10 protein-coding genes are annotated in these 19,133 nt (G+C 42.6%); 6 read left to right on the forward strand and 4 right to left on the reverse strand.

The annotated features are described in order from the left end of the window. Window positions 1-3: 3 nt before the first annotated feature. Window positions 4-1,038, reverse strand: coding sequence for a LacI family DNA-binding transcriptional regulator (locus ACE1EF_RS05775; protein WP_375719677.1), 1,035 nt, complete (start codon window positions 1,036-1,038; stop codon window positions 4-6). A 294-nt stretch (window positions 1,039-1,332) separates the two neighbouring features. On the opposite strand from ACE1EF_RS05775, the gene ACE1EF_RS05780 reads away from it, so the two are divergent. From ACE1EF_RS05780 to ACE1EF_RS05800, 5 genes are all read left to right on the forward strand, one after another. After that, the gene (locus tag ACE1EF_RS05780; protein ID WP_375719678.1) at window positions 1,333-4,293 is read left to right on the forward strand and encodes a SusC/RagA family TonB-linked outer membrane protein; all 2,961 of its coding nucleotides are present in this window, start codon (window positions 1,333-1,335) and stop codon (window positions 4,291-4,293) included. Window positions 4,294-4,311: 18 nt separating this feature from the next. Then, the gene (locus tag ACE1EF_RS05785; protein ID WP_375719679.1) at window positions 4,312-5,922 is read left to right on the forward strand and encodes a RagB/SusD family nutrient uptake outer membrane protein; all 1,611 of its coding nucleotides are present in this window, start codon (window positions 4,312-4,314) and stop codon (window positions 5,920-5,922) included. A 19-nt stretch (window positions 5,923-5,941) separates the two neighbouring features. Beyond that, a complete protein-coding gene (locus ACE1EF_RS05790; protein ID WP_375719680.1) occupies window positions 5,942-6,991 on the forward strand; it encodes a SusE domain-containing protein in 1,050 nt (349 codons plus the stop codon). An 11-nt stretch (window positions 6,992-7,002) separates the two neighbouring features. Further along, window positions 7,003-8,850: a cadherin repeat domain-containing protein gene (locus ACE1EF_RS05795; RefSeq protein WP_375719681.1), complete on the forward strand. Its 1,848-nt coding sequence runs from the start codon at window positions 7,003-7,005 to the stop codon at window positions 8,848-8,850. 104 nt (window positions 8,851-8,954) lie between these two features. After that, window positions 8,955-11,705 carry an alpha-amylase family glycosyl hydrolase gene (locus ACE1EF_RS05800; RefSeq protein WP_375719682.1) on the forward strand — a complete coding sequence of 917 codons (2,751 nt, stop codon included), beginning with the start codon at window positions 8,955-8,957 and terminating at the stop codon, window positions 11,703-11,705. 95 nt (window positions 11,706-11,800) lie between these two features. Here ACE1EF_RS05800 and ACE1EF_RS05805 read toward each other — a convergent pair whose 3' ends face one another. The 3 genes from ACE1EF_RS05805 to ACE1EF_RS05815 form a co-directional block, all read right to left on the reverse strand. Beyond that, window positions 11,801-14,242 carry an alpha-ketoacid dehydrogenase subunit alpha/beta gene (locus tag ACE1EF_RS05805; RefSeq protein ID WP_375719683.1) on the reverse strand — a complete coding sequence of 814 codons (2,442 nt, stop codon included), beginning with the start codon at window positions 14,240-14,242 and terminating at the stop codon, window positions 11,801-11,803. Window positions 14,243-14,318: 76 nt separating this feature from the next. Further along, window positions 14,319-15,083 (reverse strand): ABC transporter ATP-binding protein, encoded by a 765-nt coding sequence (locus ACE1EF_RS05810; RefSeq protein WP_375719684.1) that lies wholly within the window; start codon window positions 15,081-15,083, stop codon window positions 14,319-14,321. Further along, window positions 15,080-15,823: an MlaE family ABC transporter permease gene (locus ACE1EF_RS05815; RefSeq protein WP_375719685.1), complete on the reverse strand. Its 744-nt coding sequence runs from the start codon at window positions 15,821-15,823 to the stop codon at window positions 15,080-15,082. Before ACE1EF_RS05815 ends, ACE1EF_RS05810 begins: the two co-directional genes overlap by 4 nt. 171 nt (window positions 15,824-15,994) lie before the next feature. On the opposite strand from ACE1EF_RS05815, the gene lacZ reads away from it, so the two are divergent. After that, a complete protein-coding gene (gene lacZ, locus ACE1EF_RS05820) occupies window positions 15,995-19,114 on the forward strand; it encodes a beta-galactosidase, LacZ type (protein WP_375719686.1) in 3,120 nt (1,039 codons plus the stop codon). Window positions 19,115-19,133 lie beyond the last annotated feature (19 nt).

The following is a 19,133-nucleotide window of genomic DNA, read 5'->3' on the forward strand; positions in this document are numbered from 1 at the left end:
ATTTCAAACGTTTGCAGAATCCCTGATCAGTTTTGTGGATTCACGGATCACGAGTGTTGTTTTAATCATTTTTGTGATGCTGTTGCTTGTGGTCCGTCCTTCTATGCGGTCAATCAATAGTTGTGCAGCTGCTTTCCCCACCTCAAAGCCATGTTGCTCGACGGTAGTCATAGGAGGCTCAACAACCTGTGCGACCAGACCGTCGGAAAAACCACAGATTGAAACATCATCCGGAACATTTAATCCGAGACGTTTCACAGCGGTAAGTGCCCCTGAAGCTGTTAAATCATTGATAGCAAAAATTCCGTCAGGATCTAAACCTTTGTTGAAAAGTGCCGGCGTTCTCTCCAGTGCACTTTCCCTGCTGTCACATTCCAGAATGATGCTTTCGTCAACAGGCAGGCCATATTTTTTTAAGGCATCGATATAACCGTTCAGGCGGTTCCGGGCTATCAAAAGGTGCTTCGATGATCCTAAATGGGCAATGCGACGGCATCCGCCCTTTATCATATGTTCAACGGCATTGAAAGCGCCATAGTAATCATCTACAACTATACGGTCAGCTTTTACACCAGGACAAACCCTGTCGAAAAAAACCAGCGGAATATTGTCGTCCAGTACTTTTTCAAAGTGGTCGTACTTATGCGTATTTTTCGACATAGAGACAAGTATACCATCAATCCGGCTGCTGATACAGGTTTCCACGTTCCGGATCTCCTTCTCATAGCTCTCATCCGACTGGCAAACCATGACATTATATCCATGTTCCTCCGCTGCCTCCTCTATCCCACTGATAACAGATGAGAAGAAGAAATGCACGATCTGTGGAATCACCACTCCGATGACATTACTTTTCTGACTCCTCAGGCTGAGTGCTATGGAATTAGGCGTATATCTGTATTTAGCAGCAAGTTCACTTACAGCTTTTTTAGTGTCTGCACTAATGTCAGGGTGATCTTTTAGTGCACGGGAAACTGTGGAAGGAGATATACCCAATTCACGGGCAATATCCTTGATGGTTATCTGAGTTCTTTTCACCGGTATTACGGAGTTGTATTTTACAATATTAGGTATTAAAATTTAGTTTCGCAAGTAATACCCTTTGAACCTGAATACCGTTTAAATAAACATTCAGGGATTTAAACACACATTCCGAAAACGTTTGCGGAAACGTTTTCGTTAAAAAATGTTGCGTTTTGCGCAAAAAATCTATGCCATCCCTTTAAACAGTCATAGTTTTGTACTGGCTTGGGAAGGCTATACTTATAAAAAATCTCTAAAAATCTCAATTAAATTTTAAAGTAATTAATTGTTAACCAAGAAATTGATTCTATGAGACAGAAAATCAAAAAGCACGCAATTATTTTGCTGAGCATGATGCTCTTATTCTCAGCAAATATATTTGCTCAGACTGTGACTGTGACAGGAAATGTTACAGATGCAAAAGACAAATCTCCACTCCCGGGGGTTTCCATTCTTGTTAAAGGAACAACTTTGGGTGTTATAACCGACTTTGACGGTAATTACAGCCTTACCATTCCTTCTGCAAACGAAACCCTTGTTTTTAGCTTTATAGGTTACAATACCAAAGAGGTTTCCACAGCAGGACAAACGGTAATCAATGTGGCCCTCGATCCTAAACTGGAACAGCTTGAAGAGTTCCTGGTAATCGGATACGGTACAGTTAAAAAAGAAGATGCAACCGGATCTGTTTCGGCCGTATCATCTGAAGAATTTAATAAAGGAGCCATTACATCTCCGCAGGAATTACTGGTCGGAAAAACACCTGGTGTGGTTATAACAACCAGCAGCGGTGCGCCGGGCAGTGGTGCAAGAATAAGGGTTCGTGGTGGTTCTTCACTGAATGCATCCAACGATCCTCTTGTTATTGTGGATGGTGTTCCAATTGAAAATAAAAATGTTAGCGGTAGCAGTAACTTCCTATCCATTGTTAATCCCAACGACATTGAAACGTTCACTGTTTTGAAAGATGCATCTGCTACTGCCATTTATGGTTCAAGGGCATCAAACGGTGTAATTTTAATTACCACTAAAAAAGGGAAAAGCGGAAAACCACTATCTGTAAGCTATAATCTCAACACTACCGTATCAACACCAATGAAGTATCTTGATGTGTATTCCGGTGATGAAATGAGACAGATTGCCTACGAGCACCGTGACATATATGATCTTGATGATTTCTCTAAACTGGGGCTGCAAAATACAGACTGGCAGAGGGAGATATTCCGTACCACAACTTCTATGGATCATAACCTGAGTTTAACCGGTTCATATAAAACGTTACCTTACCGTGTTTCTGTAGGTTATACAGATCAGAATGGTATCTTAAAAAATACCGGCTTTAAACGTTTGACCGGTGCAGTTAACCTGAATCCTGCCTTTCTTGATAACACATTGAAAGTAAATGTGAACATCAAGGGAATGAACACGAATCACAATTTTGGTGATGATGGTGCAGTTGGTTCTGCCATGAATATGGATCCCACACAGGTTGTTAAGGATGGAAATCCAAATTCTGCCGGGTATTTCCAATGGCCGAATTATGATGCCAGTCTGGGTACACCGAACCCTGTTGAACAGGCACTTGAAGTTGATAATAAGTCGAATGTACAACGGTTAATCGCCAATGCACAAATTGATTACCAACTACCGTTTATAAACGGAATGAGAGCGAATCTTAATCTTGCAACTGACGTCACAAGCAGTGAAGGACATAACAATCGTCCGGTTACAACTAACCCCCAGCTGGACGGTGATTACGAAGGAAAAATAAATGATTTCAGTGCCAGGAATACAAACAACCTGCTGGAATTTTACCTTAACTACAATAAAGATCTGGGGGCAAACCAGAATATAGATGTCACAGCTGGTTATTCATGGCAACATTTCTATCGTGAATCCAATGATTCAACCAGAGGACGTGTTCCGGTATCCAGTCTCGATTATGTAGATCCGAGCGGAAATACAACAAAAACGGAGAATTACCTCGTTTCCTTTTTCGGTCGTGTGAATTACTCCGTCCTTAACCGGTATCTGTTAACATTAACTATTCGTGACGATGGGTCCTCTCGTTTTTCAGAAGGAAACCAGTGGGGCTTGTTCCCATCAGCTGCCCTGGCCTGGAAGATAAATGAAGAAGCATTCCTGAAAGATGTAAATGCATTGTCTGATTTAAAACTCAGACTCAGCTGGGGTAAAACAGGTCAGCAGGACATTGGTAGCGATTACCCTGCACAGGCCATCTACAACCAGTCGGCGCAGACAGCCTATTATATGATAAACGGGACATATATTCCGACATTAAGGCCAGAGGCCTATGATCCTAATATCAAATGGGAAGAAACAACAACACAGAACATTGGTCTTGACTTCGGCTTTTTCAATAACCGAATATCCGGTTCAGTTGATGTTTACAAACGTGTTACTGACGATTTGTTAAATGAAGTTACGATTCCGACAATGAGTAATTTCAAAAACAGGTTGGTTACAAACGTAGGAAGCTTAGAGAACAAAGGTATTGAAGCATCATTAAACGGATACATCATCTCTTCGAAAGACATTTCATGGGAAATGGGAGTCAACCTGACTTACAACAGAAATAAAATTACAAAACTGTTGCTGAACGAAGATCCAAATTATATCGGAATCCTTTACGGTTCTGGTATGACCGGAACTTACCAGGTGACCAGAGTTGGATATCCCGGCTATTCATTCTTTGTAAACCAGCAGGTTTACGACGAGGCCGGCAATCCGGTTGAAGGCTTGTACGTAGACCTTTCAGGAAATGGCGGAACCGTGAATGGTGATAATGAAGATAAATACATCTACAAAAATCCTAACCCTGACTACCTGATTGGTTTTTCAACCCGGTTAAGTTACAAGAATTTTGATCTCTCCGCATCCGCACGTGGAAGCATCGGGAACTACATCTATAACCAGGTAGCTGCCGGCGCATCTTACGATCAGATGTATCAGATCGGATACTGGAAAAACATGCCTAAATCACTGGATAATACAAACTTTATCAAACGTCAGTTTACCAGTGACTACTTCGTTGAAAACGGTTCTTATCTCAAAGTTGACAATATCTCGGCAGGCTATAAATTCGATAATATCTTCAAAGATGTGGATGCCAGAATCAGCTTTACGGTTCAGAATGCACTTACTGTTACCAAGTATTCGGGACTTGATCCTGAAATTGAAGATGGTATAGATGATAATTTCTATCCGCGTCCACGGAACTTCATGCTTGGTATCAACATAACATTTTAAATCTTAATGGATAATACGATGAAAAGATTAAAAATATATTTTACAATACTGCTTTCCGCACTTACGATGTTTTCGTGTGTGAAAGATCTGAATGTAACACCAATTGATCCGGATTCCATTATGGCCGGAAACCTTGGTGATAATCCTGAATACATGAAAGAAGTACTGGCCAAGATTTATGCCAGCTTTACTATATCAGGACAGGGAAATGATGCCGGTGCCGATATTGTGGCATCAGATGACAACTTTTTTACTTTTACACGTGCATTATGGAATCTCCAGGAAATTACAACGGATGAAGCCATTTGCGGTTGGGGTGATATCGGAATAGCTGATTTGAATACTCAGACCTGGAGTCCGACCAACCCTTTCCTTACTGCGCTATATCAACGTCTGGGGTTGTCTATAACCTATGCCAATGATTTTATTAAAAATGCACAGGACAACTCCAGTGCCGATGTACAGCGTTATGTGGCTGAAGCCCGATTCTTACGTGCGCTTGCATACTTTTATTATATGGATCTCTTTGGAAATCCTCCGTTTACAACAGAAAAAGACGGTGTAGGCAAATTCAATCCGCAACAGATTAAAAGGGCTGATCTTTTTAATTACATAGTTTCGGAACTCCGGGATATTGAAAATGATCTTGGCGAGCCTGGCTTCTCCTATCCCGAAGCTGACAAAGCAGCGGCATGGATGCTGCTGGCCAGAACATACCTGAATGCAGAAGTCTATACAGGTACTGCAAAATGGGACAGCGTAATCTATTATTGTGATAAGGTTGAAGAAGCCGGATATGAACTTGCCAATGACTACCGTCAGAATTTTACAGCTGACAATGATGGCGATAATAATCCGGAAATGATCTTTGCCTTTGCATACGACGGCGTATATACACAGGGCTATACCGGGACAACCTTTATTATTGAATCAAGTTCAGATGCCACGTATATACGAGCAGAAGACTATCATGGTTTAACAACCAATACAAACTGGAACGGTAACAGGGCACGTAAGGATTTTATGAATATAATGGTGGATACCCTGGCTACGTATGGCGGAGCAATACCATCTGATGATCCTGAGTTTTCACAATGCCCGGATAACAGAGTATATCTGAAGCAGAAAAAGAGCATCGACATTCCAAGTCCATCGTCCAGTGGTGATTATGGTATTGGAGTATATAAGTTTACAGCTAAAAATCTGGATGGAAGCCTGCCGACCAATTATAACTCTGCATATGCCTGCACCGATTTTCCGATATTCCGTTTTGCTGATGCCCTGTTGATGAGAGCAGAAGCAAATCACAGATTAGGAAATGATCCTGCAGCAGTTGACGATATCAACAGGATTAGAAGAAGAGCATATGGTGATACTTCAGGTGATGTTAGCACAGCACAAATCAATGATAGATTTATCTTAGATGAACGTGCACGTGAATTTTACTATGAAGGACAACGGCGTACAGATTTAGTTCGTTTTGGTCAGTTCACAGACGGCGATTACCTGTGGTCCTGGAAAGGTAATGTGGCAGCAGGAGCTCAAACCAGCAGCCATCTTAATCTTTTCCCGATTCCGGGTGATGAAGTATCTGCGAATCCGAACATAAAACAAAACACAGGTTATTAAAATATAAATTCAGATAATCATGAAAAAAACAATAATATTTCTTTTACTGACCGGATTACTTGGATTTTTCACCAGTTGTGAAAAAGATGAGGACAAGGTTATCATGTTATCGGAACCGGTGGCACCTGTTCTCACAACACTTCCGAATCTTACACTGGAAAGGAGTAATGCTACACAAACGATAACGTTTAAAGGTACCGCTGTTGATCCGGGTTTTGTAGCTTCTGCAACCTACAGGTTGGAAGCCTGTCCCTCAGGAGATAATTTTGTGAATAAAGTCACTGTTTTCTCCGGTACACAGGACTCAGTTATGTCTATTAAAGTTAGCGCATTAAACGGTATGTTTCTCGATATACTGCCTGCTGATCAGGTTTCTTCTGTTGATTTCAGAATTACCTCAACACTTGTTGTAGATGCAGGAACAGGTGCTCCGGGAACAAGTGCCGATCCCTTTGAATATATTTCAGATATCGTTACCCAGTCTGTGACCGTTTTTGGTCTGCCAAGACTTGACCTGTTAAATTCAGGAATGGATCAGATTATTCAGTCGGCAAACGGTGATGGTGTATATACAGGCATTGTTAAGCTGGATGCTGCACAGGCATTTACCTTATACGATCCGGATGGTGATGTAAGCTATGGTGGAAGCAGCGGTGCCTTAACTGCAAACGGAGCTGCCATCACAGCAGATCCGGAAGGCTGGGTTATGCTGACTGTTGATCTTAATAATCTTACATACGAGATTGCAGAGCACTCAATGGGTATCATTGGAACAGCTGTGCCACCTTACGATTGGTCAGAAGATATCAATATGGACTATGACCAGGAGAATAAATACTGGTATATCACGCTTGAATTAAAAGCCGGTGTGCTGAAGTTCAGATTAAACAATGGCTGGGGTTGGAATATGGGATTTGTAGAAGGTACAACTGATCCGGGATTAACAGGCCCGACACAGCAAGGTGGTGTTGGTAACGACATACCGGTACCAAGTGATGGTACTTATACAGTCCGGCTGACTGTTTACAGTGACAGTGAAGGTTTCTATGAATTTATTCCGAATAATTAAACGATACAGAAATGAAAAAGCAAAATATATTAACGATACTCACCTCATTTCTGGCGGTACTTTTCATCATTACCGCATGTGTAAAAGAGGATGATGTAAGGTTAGATGCTCAGCTGACAACCAATCAGATTAAAAGCATCACCTCCAGTACGGCAACAATTATTGGATTTGTTATAGCTGAAGGAGACGGAATGACCGAAAGAGGTGTCTGCTATGCGACAACAGAAAATCCAACTACAGAGAACTCCAAAGTTGCTTATACTGACTCTCTGACCAGTGCAACCTATAATGTTGTGCTTTCAGGATTGGATTATGCGACCACGTATTACGCAAGAGCCTATGCGGTAACAGGTACAGCAACGATTTACGGAGAACAGATCAAATTCAAAACCCTCCCGGTAGTGCCTACCCTTTCCACTACGGCAGCGTCCGAAATCACAGGTAATTCTGTGAAGTCCGGTGGTAATGTTACAGTCTCCGGTGGTGCTGATGTTACCGTATATGGTGTGTGCTATGCAACTTCCGCAAGTCCTACAGTGGACGGAGATCATACAGAAGACGGTAAGGGCCTCGGAGAGTTTACGAGCAATGTTGCAGATTTAATGGGTAACACAACCTACTATCTGCGTGCATACGCTACAAACTCTGCCGGAACCGGTTATGGCGAGCAAATCACATTTAAAACTGCCATCGATTTACCAAAAATTACGACAGACGCAGCAACAGAAGTGGATAAAACAACTGCGGTTACCGGTGGAAATGTGACTTACAACGGCGGAGGTTCAGTATCCGACCGCGGTATTGTATGGAGCCTGAGTGCCGATCCTACAGTTGATGACAATAAAGTATCCATGGGTAACGGCACCGGTACATTCGTCGTCAATCTGGATGCGCTTGAGAAAGTGACGACCTATCATGTTCGCGCTTTTGCAACGAATGAAGCAGGAACAGCTTACGGTGATGAAATTACATTTACCACCCTGGGTGATGACCGTACTTGGTACGTTCCCGGAGGGTATGTTGCTGCCAGTTATCCTGAAAGTGGTTATGCAGACTGGAGTCCAGGAGAATCTCCTTTCATAAAAAGTTCCGTTGATGATCCGGATCATCTTGAAGGATACATTTATATGGCTAATGAAAACAATGAATGGAAGCTTACTGCTGGTCCGTCGTGGGATGTAAACTGGGGTGATGATGGTGCAGATGGATCTCTTGATCCGGGTGGTGCCAATATTGTATCACCGGCAGGTTATTATAAAATAAATGCAAATGCCGCCGATATGACCTATACAGCAGTTGCAACGGTATGGGGTGTAATTGGAAGTGCCACACCAAACGGATGGGACGATGAGACACCACTCACCTACGATCCCGTTTCTATGAAATGGCGAGGAGCTGTCCATCTGACTGTTGCCGAGTTTAAATTCCGTGCAAATCACAGCTGGGATTATAATTACGGAAGTACATCAGCAGATGAAAACCTGAATGCAGGTGGAGAAAATATTGCAGTCGACACCGAATCTGATTATTTCTTTGAACTGGATTTAAGTACGCCGCTTAACTATACATATACAGCAAATCGCTGGGGCGTAATCGGAGATGCCACACCAACAAGCTGGGATTCCGATACCAATATGACCTGGGATGAAACCAATCAGGTATTTACTGTTACGCTTGATCTGGTTGCTTCCGGTGCATTTAAATTCAGGGCTAACGACGGCTGGGATGTGAACCTTGGCGACGATGGTGCAGACGGTTCACTGGAACCAGGTGGTGCCAATATCGCAGTTCCTGAAGATGGTAATTACACAATTACGCTCAATCTGTTTAACAATACATACACATTAGTTAAGAATTAAATTTTTTCAATTCATTTAAAAACAAGCATGGGTAACCATGCTTGTTTTTATCTTTTTATCCTGCTGTATTCTAAATTTTCATAAATTCATAACAAAAAAATAAGGTGAGACTTATTACAGGAATACTGATACTGTTTATTTCGGCTCTTACACATGCACAGGTCGTTTATACCGATCCGGGCATACCGGTTGACACCAAACCCGTTACGGTTTTCTTCAATGCATCGGAGGGAACAGGTGGACTTGAAAACTTTACCGGTGACGTATATGCCCATACCGGCGTTATTACGGATAAAAGCACAGGTAGCAGCGACTGGAAATATGTTAAAGCTGACTGGGGTGTTAATATTCCAGCATGTAAACTGACCCGAACATCGCAGAACCTTTATAAACTTGATATTAATCCGGATATACGAAGTTACTATGGCGTGCCGGAAAATGAAACAATCCTTAAACTGGCTTTTGTGTTTCGTAGTGCAGACGGCACCAAAGAAGGTAAAGGTAGCGGTGGAACCGATATTTTTGTAGATGTTGCATCCGATGTTTTTTCAGTTACATTTACCTATCCCGATATGTCACCAATGCTGATTGATCCGGACGAAACAGTCGCGTTTAAAGCATCTGCTTCAGAAACAGCATCAATGAGCCTTATTATAAACAACACAAATATCCTGACTATAAACAATATCAACCTTAGCCTGAGCTATAAATTCACAGAGCCTGGAACATATACTGCAGTGGTGAAAGCAGTAAAAGACAGTGAAACAGCCTATGATACCACGATGATCTTTGTAAGGGAACAAGCGCGGGAACTACAGCGACCTGCAGGTGTGGTTGACGGGATTAATTATATTTCGGATCAAACTGTTACGCTCGTACTTTACGCTCCATATAAAAACCATGTTTACCTGATTGGGGATTTCAACAACTGGGAACCATCTTCAGATTATCAGCTTAACAAAGATGGCGACTACTGGTGGATAACACTGAATAATCTCACTCCAGGGATTGAGTACGCATACCAATACCTTATCGATGACGGGCTTCTGATCGCAGATCCTTACACCGAAAAAGTACTCGATCCCTGGAATGATGCTTATATTTCTGAAAGTGTTTACCCTGATCTGAAACCATACCCTGCCGGAAAAACAACGGGCATTGTTAGTGTATTACAACCCGGTAAGATCAATTACGAATGGAAAATTACAACTTACGAATTGCCGGAAACATCTGATCTGGTAATCTATGAATTATTGATCAGGGATTTTGTGGAGTCTCATACCATAAAAGAAGTCCGGACCAAACTGGATTATCTTAAATCCTTAGGTGTGAACACCATCGAACTGATGCCTTTCAATGAATTTGAAGGAAACAGCAGCTGGGGATATAACCCCTCTTTCTTCTTTGCACCAGACAAATATTACGGTACTGAAGATGATTACAAAGAATTTATAGATTCCTGCCATGCCAAAGGAATAATCGTCATAATGGATATGGTACTGAACCATGCCTACGGTCAGAATCCAATGGTTCAGATGTATTTTGAAAATGGGAATCCCTCGCCGCAAAATCCCTGGTTTAATGTGACCAGTCCCAATACCTTATTTTCATGGGGTTACGATTTCAACCACGAATCAACGGCAACACAGTATTTTGTTGACAGGGTAACCGATCACTGGTTGAATGATTATAACCTGGATGGATTCCGGTTCGACTTTACCAAAGGGTTTACCAATACACCGGGAACAGGTCAGGCTTATGATGCATCCCGAATTGCAATTTTGGAACGCATATATAATAAAACAAAGGTTCAAAAGCCGGGAGCGTATATGATCTGCGAGCATCTGGCAGATAATTCTGAAGAAACGGAGCTGGCTGATTATGGCCTCCTGTTATGGGGTAATATGAACCATGCCTATGGTGAAAACGCCATGGGTTACGTCAGTTCTTCTGACCTGACATGGGCTTCGTATAAGGCCAGAGGATGGAACAAGCCTAACCTGGTAAGCTATATGGAAAGTCATGACGAAGAACGCCTGATGTATAAATGCCTGAATTACGGGGCATCAAGGGATGCATATTCTACCCGTGATCCTAAAACGGCATTGCAACGGATTGGTCTTGCAGCATCGCTTTTCTTTACCATTCCGGGACCCAAAATGATGTGGCAGTTTGAGGAACTGGGATATGACTATTCCATAGAATATAATGGCCGACTGGGAGAAAAACCCATTGTTTGGTCCTATCTGGAAGATTCAAACAGGGTGGCTCTTAAGAACACGTTTGCACAACTCATTGATCTTAAAAAACAGAACAGCATCTTTAAAACGGCCGCTTTTACAACGAGTATCGGGGCAAAATCAATTAAGCAGATTGTGCTTTCAGAAGAAGATACCGCCTTTGTTGTTGTCATAGCGAACACAGACGTCATACCCCAAAGCAGCCTGGTTTCCATGCCAGCAACAGGCTGGTGGTGGGATGCATTAAGCGGTGATTCCATCGAAATTACAGCCAATACGGTTAATATGCAGATGGATCCCGGAGAATATAAAATTTACAGTACATTTAAACTTAAGGGAGCCGTTCAGAAAGAAACCATCATTGATACTCCCTATTATGATCCGTATAAAATCAGGATATATCCAAACCCGGCAAATGAGAAAATCACACTTGAATGTGGTTCTGAAATTCTTGAAATCAAAATTTATGACAGAATCGGGCGTTTAATTGAAATAAATAAAGCGCCTGATACGTTTCCTGTAATGAACACAAATCACTTTATATCAGGTCTGTATTATTTACAGGCCAAAACATCTTCCGGGATAATAACTTCACCTTTTATTATCATTCATTAGATTCACTAACGTTTCCGGAAGATTCAAACTATGATTAGTTTGTTTTTCTGAAAGGTACCGTTTCCCCTTTACGGTACCTTTTTTTAAGTCTAATATCAGGTCCAGCCGGGATATTTATCCGGTCTGGCTTCATGCATAATATCGTAGATATATTCAAACACATCATCCGCATTCGGATTTGAAAAATAGTCCCCGTCTGTACTGTAAGCCGGTCTGTGATCTTTACCTGTAAGCGTTTTAGGAGCGGAATCCAGGTATTCAAAAGCACGCTGAACCTCAAGAACCTGTTGCATCATGAATCCGGTGGCTCCACCGGGAACGTCTTCATCAAAAAAGAGCACCCTGTTTGTCTTTTTAATGGATTCTGCAATCACATGGTCTGTGTCAAACGGAAGCAGGGTCTGAATATCGATCAGTTCAACCGAAATATTAAATTCTGCCAGTCGCTCCATTGCTTTCTGTGCAATACGGACACACGATCCATAGGTAACCAGCGTAACATCTGTGCCTTCCTGTAAAATTTCGGGTCTGCCTAAGGGCACCTTAAACTTACCAAGATTATCGGGAAGATACTCTTTAAGATTATAAGCATTTAAAGGCTCTATGACCAAAGCCGGATTATTGTGATCAAGCAGCGTATTATAGAAACCGGCCGCCTGGGTCATGTTACGCGGAACACAAATATAAAACCCTCTCAGGCTGTTTATCAGTAAACTCATGGGTGAACCGGAATGCCAAACGCCCTCCAGCCTGTGGCCCCGCGTCCGAACAATTAAAGGGGCCTTCTGTCCTCCGGCTGTCCGCCATGAAAGTGAGGCAAGGTCATCACTCAGGGTTTGAATGGCATAAATCAGGTAATCCAGATACTGTATCTCTGCGATCGGCCTCAAACCTCTAAGCGCCAGTCCTATGCCCTGACCTATTATGGTTGTTTCGCGAATACCGGTATCTCCTACCCGCATTTCGCCGTATTTATCCTGTAAACCTGCAAGTCCCTGGTTGACATCTCCCAGTTTTCCTGAATCTTCACCGAAAATGAGAATCCTGGGATCGTTAGCCAGCAAGGCATCAAAATTACGTCGAAGCACTTCATTTCCATTCACCTGAATGGCCGCATTTGTTATTCCGGGAGCAACACTTTCTCCTACCAGACCAGGCCAGGGCTCATCGTAAAGGTGCCTGGAATAGTTATCGTAGTTTTCTTTTCGCTTCTGTGTTAACCATACATTCAGCTGATCCCGCAATGAACCTTTCAGCTCGCAGGTACGACAGGTATGCCAGAGAATTGTTTTAGCCGCATTCAGCAGATTTTCTTTTACCGGAAACTGCACAGCATCAAGTTCTTCAAGTACCTTATCAATTTTCCCCTTATTTACAATATCGCAGGTGCAGGTTTTTCCGGTTACAATTTCCTTCAGCTCCCTGTAATAACTGTCAAACTCTTTTCTGTATGTATTCCAGGCTTGTTTTCGTGCATCACGAACTTCCTTTTTAGCTTCCTGCTCAAGTTTGTCAAGTTCCTCTTCCTGTGCAAGCTCATTTTCAAGAATCCATGATTTCATTTTCACCAGGCAATCATGTTCCTTTTCCCAGTTTAACTGTTCCTGGCTTTTATATCTTTCGTGTGAACCGGATGATGAGTGTCCGAGGGGCTGAGTCAGTTCGTTGACATGAAATAAGACCGGTGTATGTGTTTTCCGGCAAAGCTGAATGCCTTTCTGGTAAGTCTTTATCAGTTCAGGATAGTCCCAGCCTTTAACTTTATAAATCTTTAATCCGTTGGTTCCACTTTCTTTTTCAAATCCTCTGAGTGCTTCAGATATGCTGTCCTTTGTCGTTTGCACACTCCTCGGCACAGAAATGCCATAGCCATCGTCCCAGATGGAGATTGCCATCGGAATCTGCAAAACTCCGGCTGCATTGATGGATTCCCAGAACTGCCCTTCCGATGTACTGGCATCACCAATTGTTCCGAAGGCCACTTCATTGCCGTTTTTACTCATGTTCTGCAGATGTGAAAGATCCGGATTGTTACGGTACAGTTTTGATGCCTGGGCAAGACCCACCAAACGTGGCATCTGACCCGCTGTACATGATACATCCGCAGAGCTGTTGGGCTGCATTGTCTGATCCTTCCAGGAACCGTCAGCATTTATGATGCGTGATCCGAAATGGTTATTCATTCCACGCCCTCCGGTAGCAGGATTACGCTCTGTATTGGTATCGCCGTATAACTGTGAAAAGAACTCCACAGGAGTCAACATGCCGGTCGCCAGCATAAAGGTCTGGTCACGGTAATAGCCCGACCGCCAGTCACCGTTGTTAAAGGTTTTGGCCATTGCAATCTGGGCCACCTCTTTCCCGTCTCCAAAAATGCCAAAAAAAGCTTTACCGGTAAGGACCTCCATTCTGCCTGTAATGCTTAAATTACGGCTCACCCAACCAAGTTTGTAATCGTTTAATACCTCTTTTTTGAAATCTTCAAACGAAAGCTCTTCCATATTCCCAAGTGGTGCAATTTTGCTTTTAAGTGCCATTCATTTATATTATCACAACTTAATATAAACAGTAATGTTTGTCATTGAGTTCACTTTGGGGTAAAAGCAAACCGGTCTATTCATTGTAATAATCCTTGAAGCCCTTCATGGTGTTCCCGGCAAAGATAAAAGCGCGGACTTCTTCGTCTTTGGTTTTCATTATTTCATCGCTGGTTCCTTCCCAGGCCTTCTCTCCCTTGTTGATAAAAATAATCTTTTCACCCAGTTCCAGAACAGAATTCATATCATGGGTATTTATGATGGTAACAATATTGTATTCCTTTGTAATTTCCTGAATCAGCTGGTCAATCACAATCGATGTTTTGGGATCAAGACCTGAGTTTGGTTCGTCACAAAACAAATATTTGGGGTTTAAGGCGATAGCCCTTGCAATGGCCACCCTCTTTTGCATTCCGCCACTGATCTCTGCCGGCAATAATTTATGTGCGCCGACAATATTAACTCTTTCAAGGCAAAAGTCAACTCGTTCCTGCTTCTCCCTGGAACTCATATTGGTAAACATATCCAGCGGGAAACGTACATTATCTTCTACCGACATGGAATCAAAAAGTGCAGAGCCCTGAAACAGCATTCCCATTTCACGGCGTACCGCCTTTTTCTCCTTACTTCCGGGCTTCAAAGCTGAGAAGCAGCGGCCATCCATGAGTATTCTTCCTTCATCCACCGTATGCAGGCCAACTATACTTTTCAGAAGTACCGTTTTACCCGAACCACTCTGGCCGATAATCAGATTTGTCATTCCCGGTTCAAACACCGCAGATACGTTCCGCAGCACCTGCTTGCCATCAAAGCTTTTTGATACATTATTTACCTCTATCATCCCAGCAGCATTTGAGTTAATAATACATTAAACAGCAACACGGTTACTGTACTGTGCACAACAGCTTTTGTACTGGACTTACCTACATCCAGTGCTCCACCCGATGTGAAATAGCCATAGTAAGCAGAAATAGACACGATGATAAAGGCAAAAAAGAGCGATTTAATCAGCGAATAGATGATATAATAGGGTATAAAATAATACTGTATTCCAAACAGGTAATCTGTTGAAGTCACGGCACCGGAAAGTGTAACACCTCCCAGGTAACCACCTGACACACCTAATACCATACTTAACAGTACAAGAAACGGAATAATGATAACAAATGCCACGAGCTTGGGCAGAATCAGGTAGTTCGCCGAGTTGATTCCCATAATATCGAGGGCATCAATCTGCTCTGTAACCCGCATGGTTCCTATTTCTGAGGCGACATTTGACCCAACTTTACCAGCAAGGATCAATGATACAATGGTAGAAGAAAATTCCAGTAAAAGTGTATCACGGGTGACAAGTCCAACCGAATACCTGGGCAACAATGGATTTTCCATGTTGTATGCGGTCTGAATGGCGATTACAGCACCGATAAATACAGATATAATGGCTACAATGCCGGCAGATTGCACACCCAGTTTCTGAAACTCAATAATGGTATTTTTTACAAAGGCTTTATGCTTGTCCGGTTTAGATAAAACCTTTCCCATGAGTGTACCATAACGGCCAAGGTGTTCGAAAAAATTCATTCTAACAGATTTTGTACAAAAGTATAAAAACTATTTGAAGTTGACTGTCGTAATTTCCCGCGTAATATTTCCGCCCTACCAAAATTAATTAATAACTTTCGGGTCTTACTTTGTGCATATTAGAACAATGCGTACTATTTTTACATAAGAAACAAAAACAAATAACTGATAATGAAGAGTATAACCTTATTTGCATTTTTAATGCTGGCCTTTTCAATAGTGGCTCAGCAGAATGACTGGGAGAACCCCGAAGTCATTTCTATTCATACGGAAAAGGCTCACGCCACGTTTATTGCTTACCCGGATGCGGATCTTGCACAAAAAGATTGTTCTGCACTGAATCCGGATTATATCAACCTTAACGGGACCTGGAAATTTAATTTTGCAGACCGCATTGCTGAAAGTCCGGAGGATTTTTATGAAGAAAATTATGATGTTTCAAAATGGGACGATATTCCGGTTCCCGGAAACTGGGAAATGTTCGGATACGGCTTTGCAAATTATGTGAATGCCGGGTATCCCTTCCCTAAGAACCCACCACTTATCGATAAAAACTACAACCCTACCGGTTCTTATGTCAGGATGTTTGACATCCCTGAAGACTGGGACGGCAAAGAGATATTCCTGACGTTTGGTGCTGTAAGTTCGGCTTATTATGTCTGGGTCAATGGTGAAAAAGCAGGCTATGCACAGGATTCCAAGCTTCCTTCTGAATTCCGGATCACAGATTATGTAAAGCCGGGTAAGAATAAACTGGCCGTAAAAGTCTTTAAATGGAGCGATGGCAGCTACCTTGAAGATCAGGATTTCTGGCGCCTTGCCGGCATACAGCGTGATGTTTATCTCACTGCCAGACCACAGGTTTATATCCGTGATTTTTTTGCCAAACCCGGACTCGATGGGCAGTATACAAATGGTATATTCTTCCTTGATGTTGACGTTGATAATCTGCAGAGACGTTCGGCTTACCGCTATAAACTGTCCTATGAAGTGAAGGATGCAAATGGGATCAGGGTACTGGAAGGAGAAAAAGACGTTACCGTCAAGCGGAAACAATCAGTCACAACAACGTTTAATGGCACCGTAAAGGATGTGAAGCAATGGTCCGCTGAGATTCCTAACCTATACACCCTGAATATTGTACTTAAAAATCCGAAAGGTGAAGTGCAGGAAGCCGTATCAACCCAAATCGGCTTCAGAACCAGTGAAATTAAGGGCGGACAACTGCTGGTGAACGGGAAACCTATTCTCCTGAAGGGTGTTAACAGGCATGAGCATGACATGGTTTACGGGCATGTGGTAGATAAAGAAACCATGATAAAAGATATTCAGCTGATGAAGGAAAATAACTTCAATGCAGTCCGTACCAGTCATTATCCCAACGATCCGCTATGGTACAAGCTTTGTGATAAATATGGCATTTATTTGTACGATGAAGCAGACCTGGAAACGCATGGTTTTGGCTATGATCCCAAATACACACTTGCCACCAAACCGGAATGGGAAAAGGCGCATATTGCACGCAACATAAACATGGTGGAACGCGATAAAAACCACCCTTCTGTTATTGTGTGGAGTATGGGAAATGAGGCAGGTACCGGAATGAACTTTCTGAATGCCTACAAAGCCATAAAAAAACGAGACATGTCCCGTCCGGTTCATTATGAAAGAGCCGAAAAACAGACCGACATTAAAGAACGCCATACCGATATTCATGGCGATATGTATGCCGGTATCAGGTATGTAAAGGAAAGGTATACCGGAAACGATCCGGAACGGCCGTTTATATGGTGTGAATATTCGCATGCCATGGGTAACAGCAACGGAAACTTCCAGGAATACTGGGACCTGGTGGAATCGGAACCACAGATACAGGGCGGTTTCATCTGGGACTGGGTGGACCAGGGTATTGTTAAAAAAACACCTTCAGGAGAAACATTCTTCGGTTATGGTGGCGATTTTGAACCGGAAGGAACAAAAAACGACGGGAACTTTTGTCTGAACGGTGTGGTTAATCCCGACAGAATTCCACATCCGGCCATGCATGAAATTAAAAAGGTATATCAGAATATCGGGTTCAAAGCCATTAATCTGAAGCAGGGTGAAATTGAAATCAGCAATAAATACTTCTTCCAGTCCCTGGCATCCTTTGTTTATCACTGGGAACTGAAAGGAAACGGGAAGCTTGTACTTCAGGGGAACCTGGCCGGATTTAATATCCGACCACAGGAATCCAGAACTGTTAATCTCAATATGGCAAATTTCAAACCGCAACCCGGGGTGGAATACTTTTTAACCATTAAAGCAATGGATGGCAGGACTTCAGACCTTATTCCCGGTATCCACACCTATGCAAGCGAACAGTTCAGGTATCCTGAATATATTGAACCGGAACCGGTGGAAAGGCCGATGCGTAAACTGACAATTACAACAGACGATAAAAAAATCAGCGTTGCAGGTCTTGACTTTTCTGTTGGTTTCTGCAGAACACATGGCGTAATCAGTTCTTATGTGGTAAATGAAACACAGTTGGTTAAAGAACCGCTCGAGCCTGATTTCTGGAGGGCTCCTACTGACAATGATTTTGGAAACAGAATGCAGTGGAGATGCAAAATATGGAAGGATGTCACCACAGATCTCAAGGCAACCGACGTGTATTCCAAACAGGTTTCAGACAACGAAGTGATTGTATATGCTCACTTTCAACTGGACAGTATCGATGGGTTTATTCATATGGAATATGATATTAAGGGCGATGGCTCGGTTCATGTTTCCTATGCTTTTAAAGCACGTAAGGAAAAACTGCCGGAGATTCCGAGAATCGGTATGACCATGCAAATGCCTGCAGAGTTTGATAATCTAACCTACTTCGGCCGTGGCCCGTGGGAAAATTATATCGACCGAAACACAGCAGCCTTTGTGGATCTTTACCATTCAAAAGTGGCTGACCAGTACTGGCCGTATATACGTCCGCAGGAAAACGGCTATAAAACGGATACGCGCTGGGTAAAACTGATCAACCACGATGGGATTGGCTTATGCATAAAAGGTGATGAACCCATAGGATTCAGTGCCCTGAATAATACGGTTGAAGATTTTGATGCCGGAATGCGTAAGGCACAGCGTCATACAACGGACATTAAGCCTCGCGACCTTGTTGAACTGAGAATAGATAAATTTCAGATGGGCGTTGGCGGCGACAACAGCTGGGGAGCCAAACCTCATCCGCAATATATGCGGTATGCCGGAGAACAATACGAATACGGATTTACAATTTATCCGGTAAGATAAGAACATAAAAAAAGCGGGC

This window comes from Quyinboa sediminis (assembly GCF_042219855.1).
Taxonomy (GTDB): domain Bacteria; phylum Bacteroidota; class Bacteroidia; order Bacteroidales; family UBA5342; genus JBHJHP01.

What these genes read in the sequence shown, in the direction of transcription:
- ACE1EF_RS05780 (WP_375719678.1), top strand. Translation starts at nt 1,333, where the DNA reads ATGAGACAGAAAATCAAAAAGCACGCAATTATTTTGCTGAGCATGATG.
- ACE1EF_RS05785 (WP_375719679.1), top strand. Translation starts at nt 4,312, where the DNA reads ATGAAAAGATTAAAAATATATTTTACAATACTGCTTTCCGCACTTACG.
- ACE1EF_RS05790 (WP_375719680.1), top strand. Translation starts at nt 5,942, where the DNA reads ATGAAAAAAACAATAATATTTCTTTTACTGACCGGATTACTTGGATTT.
- ACE1EF_RS05795 (WP_375719681.1), top strand. Translation starts at nt 7,003, where the DNA reads ATGAAAAAGCAAAATATATTAACGATACTCACCTCATTTCTGGCGGTA.
- ACE1EF_RS05805 (WP_375719683.1), bottom strand. Translation starts at nt 14,242, where the DNA reads ATGGCACTTAAAAGCAAAATTGCACCACTTGGGAATATGGAAGAGCTT.
- ACE1EF_RS05810 (WP_375719684.1), bottom strand. Translation starts at nt 15,083, where the DNA reads ATGATAGAGGTAAATAATGTATCAAAAAGCTTTGATGGCAAGCAGGTG.
- ACE1EF_RS05815 (WP_375719685.1), bottom strand. Translation starts at nt 15,823, where the DNA reads ATGAATTTTTTCGAACACCTTGGCCGTTATGGTACACTCATGGGAAAG.
- lacZ (WP_375719686.1), top strand. Translation starts at nt 15,995, where the DNA reads ATGAAGAGTATAACCTTATTTGCATTTTTAATGCTGGCCTTTTCAATA.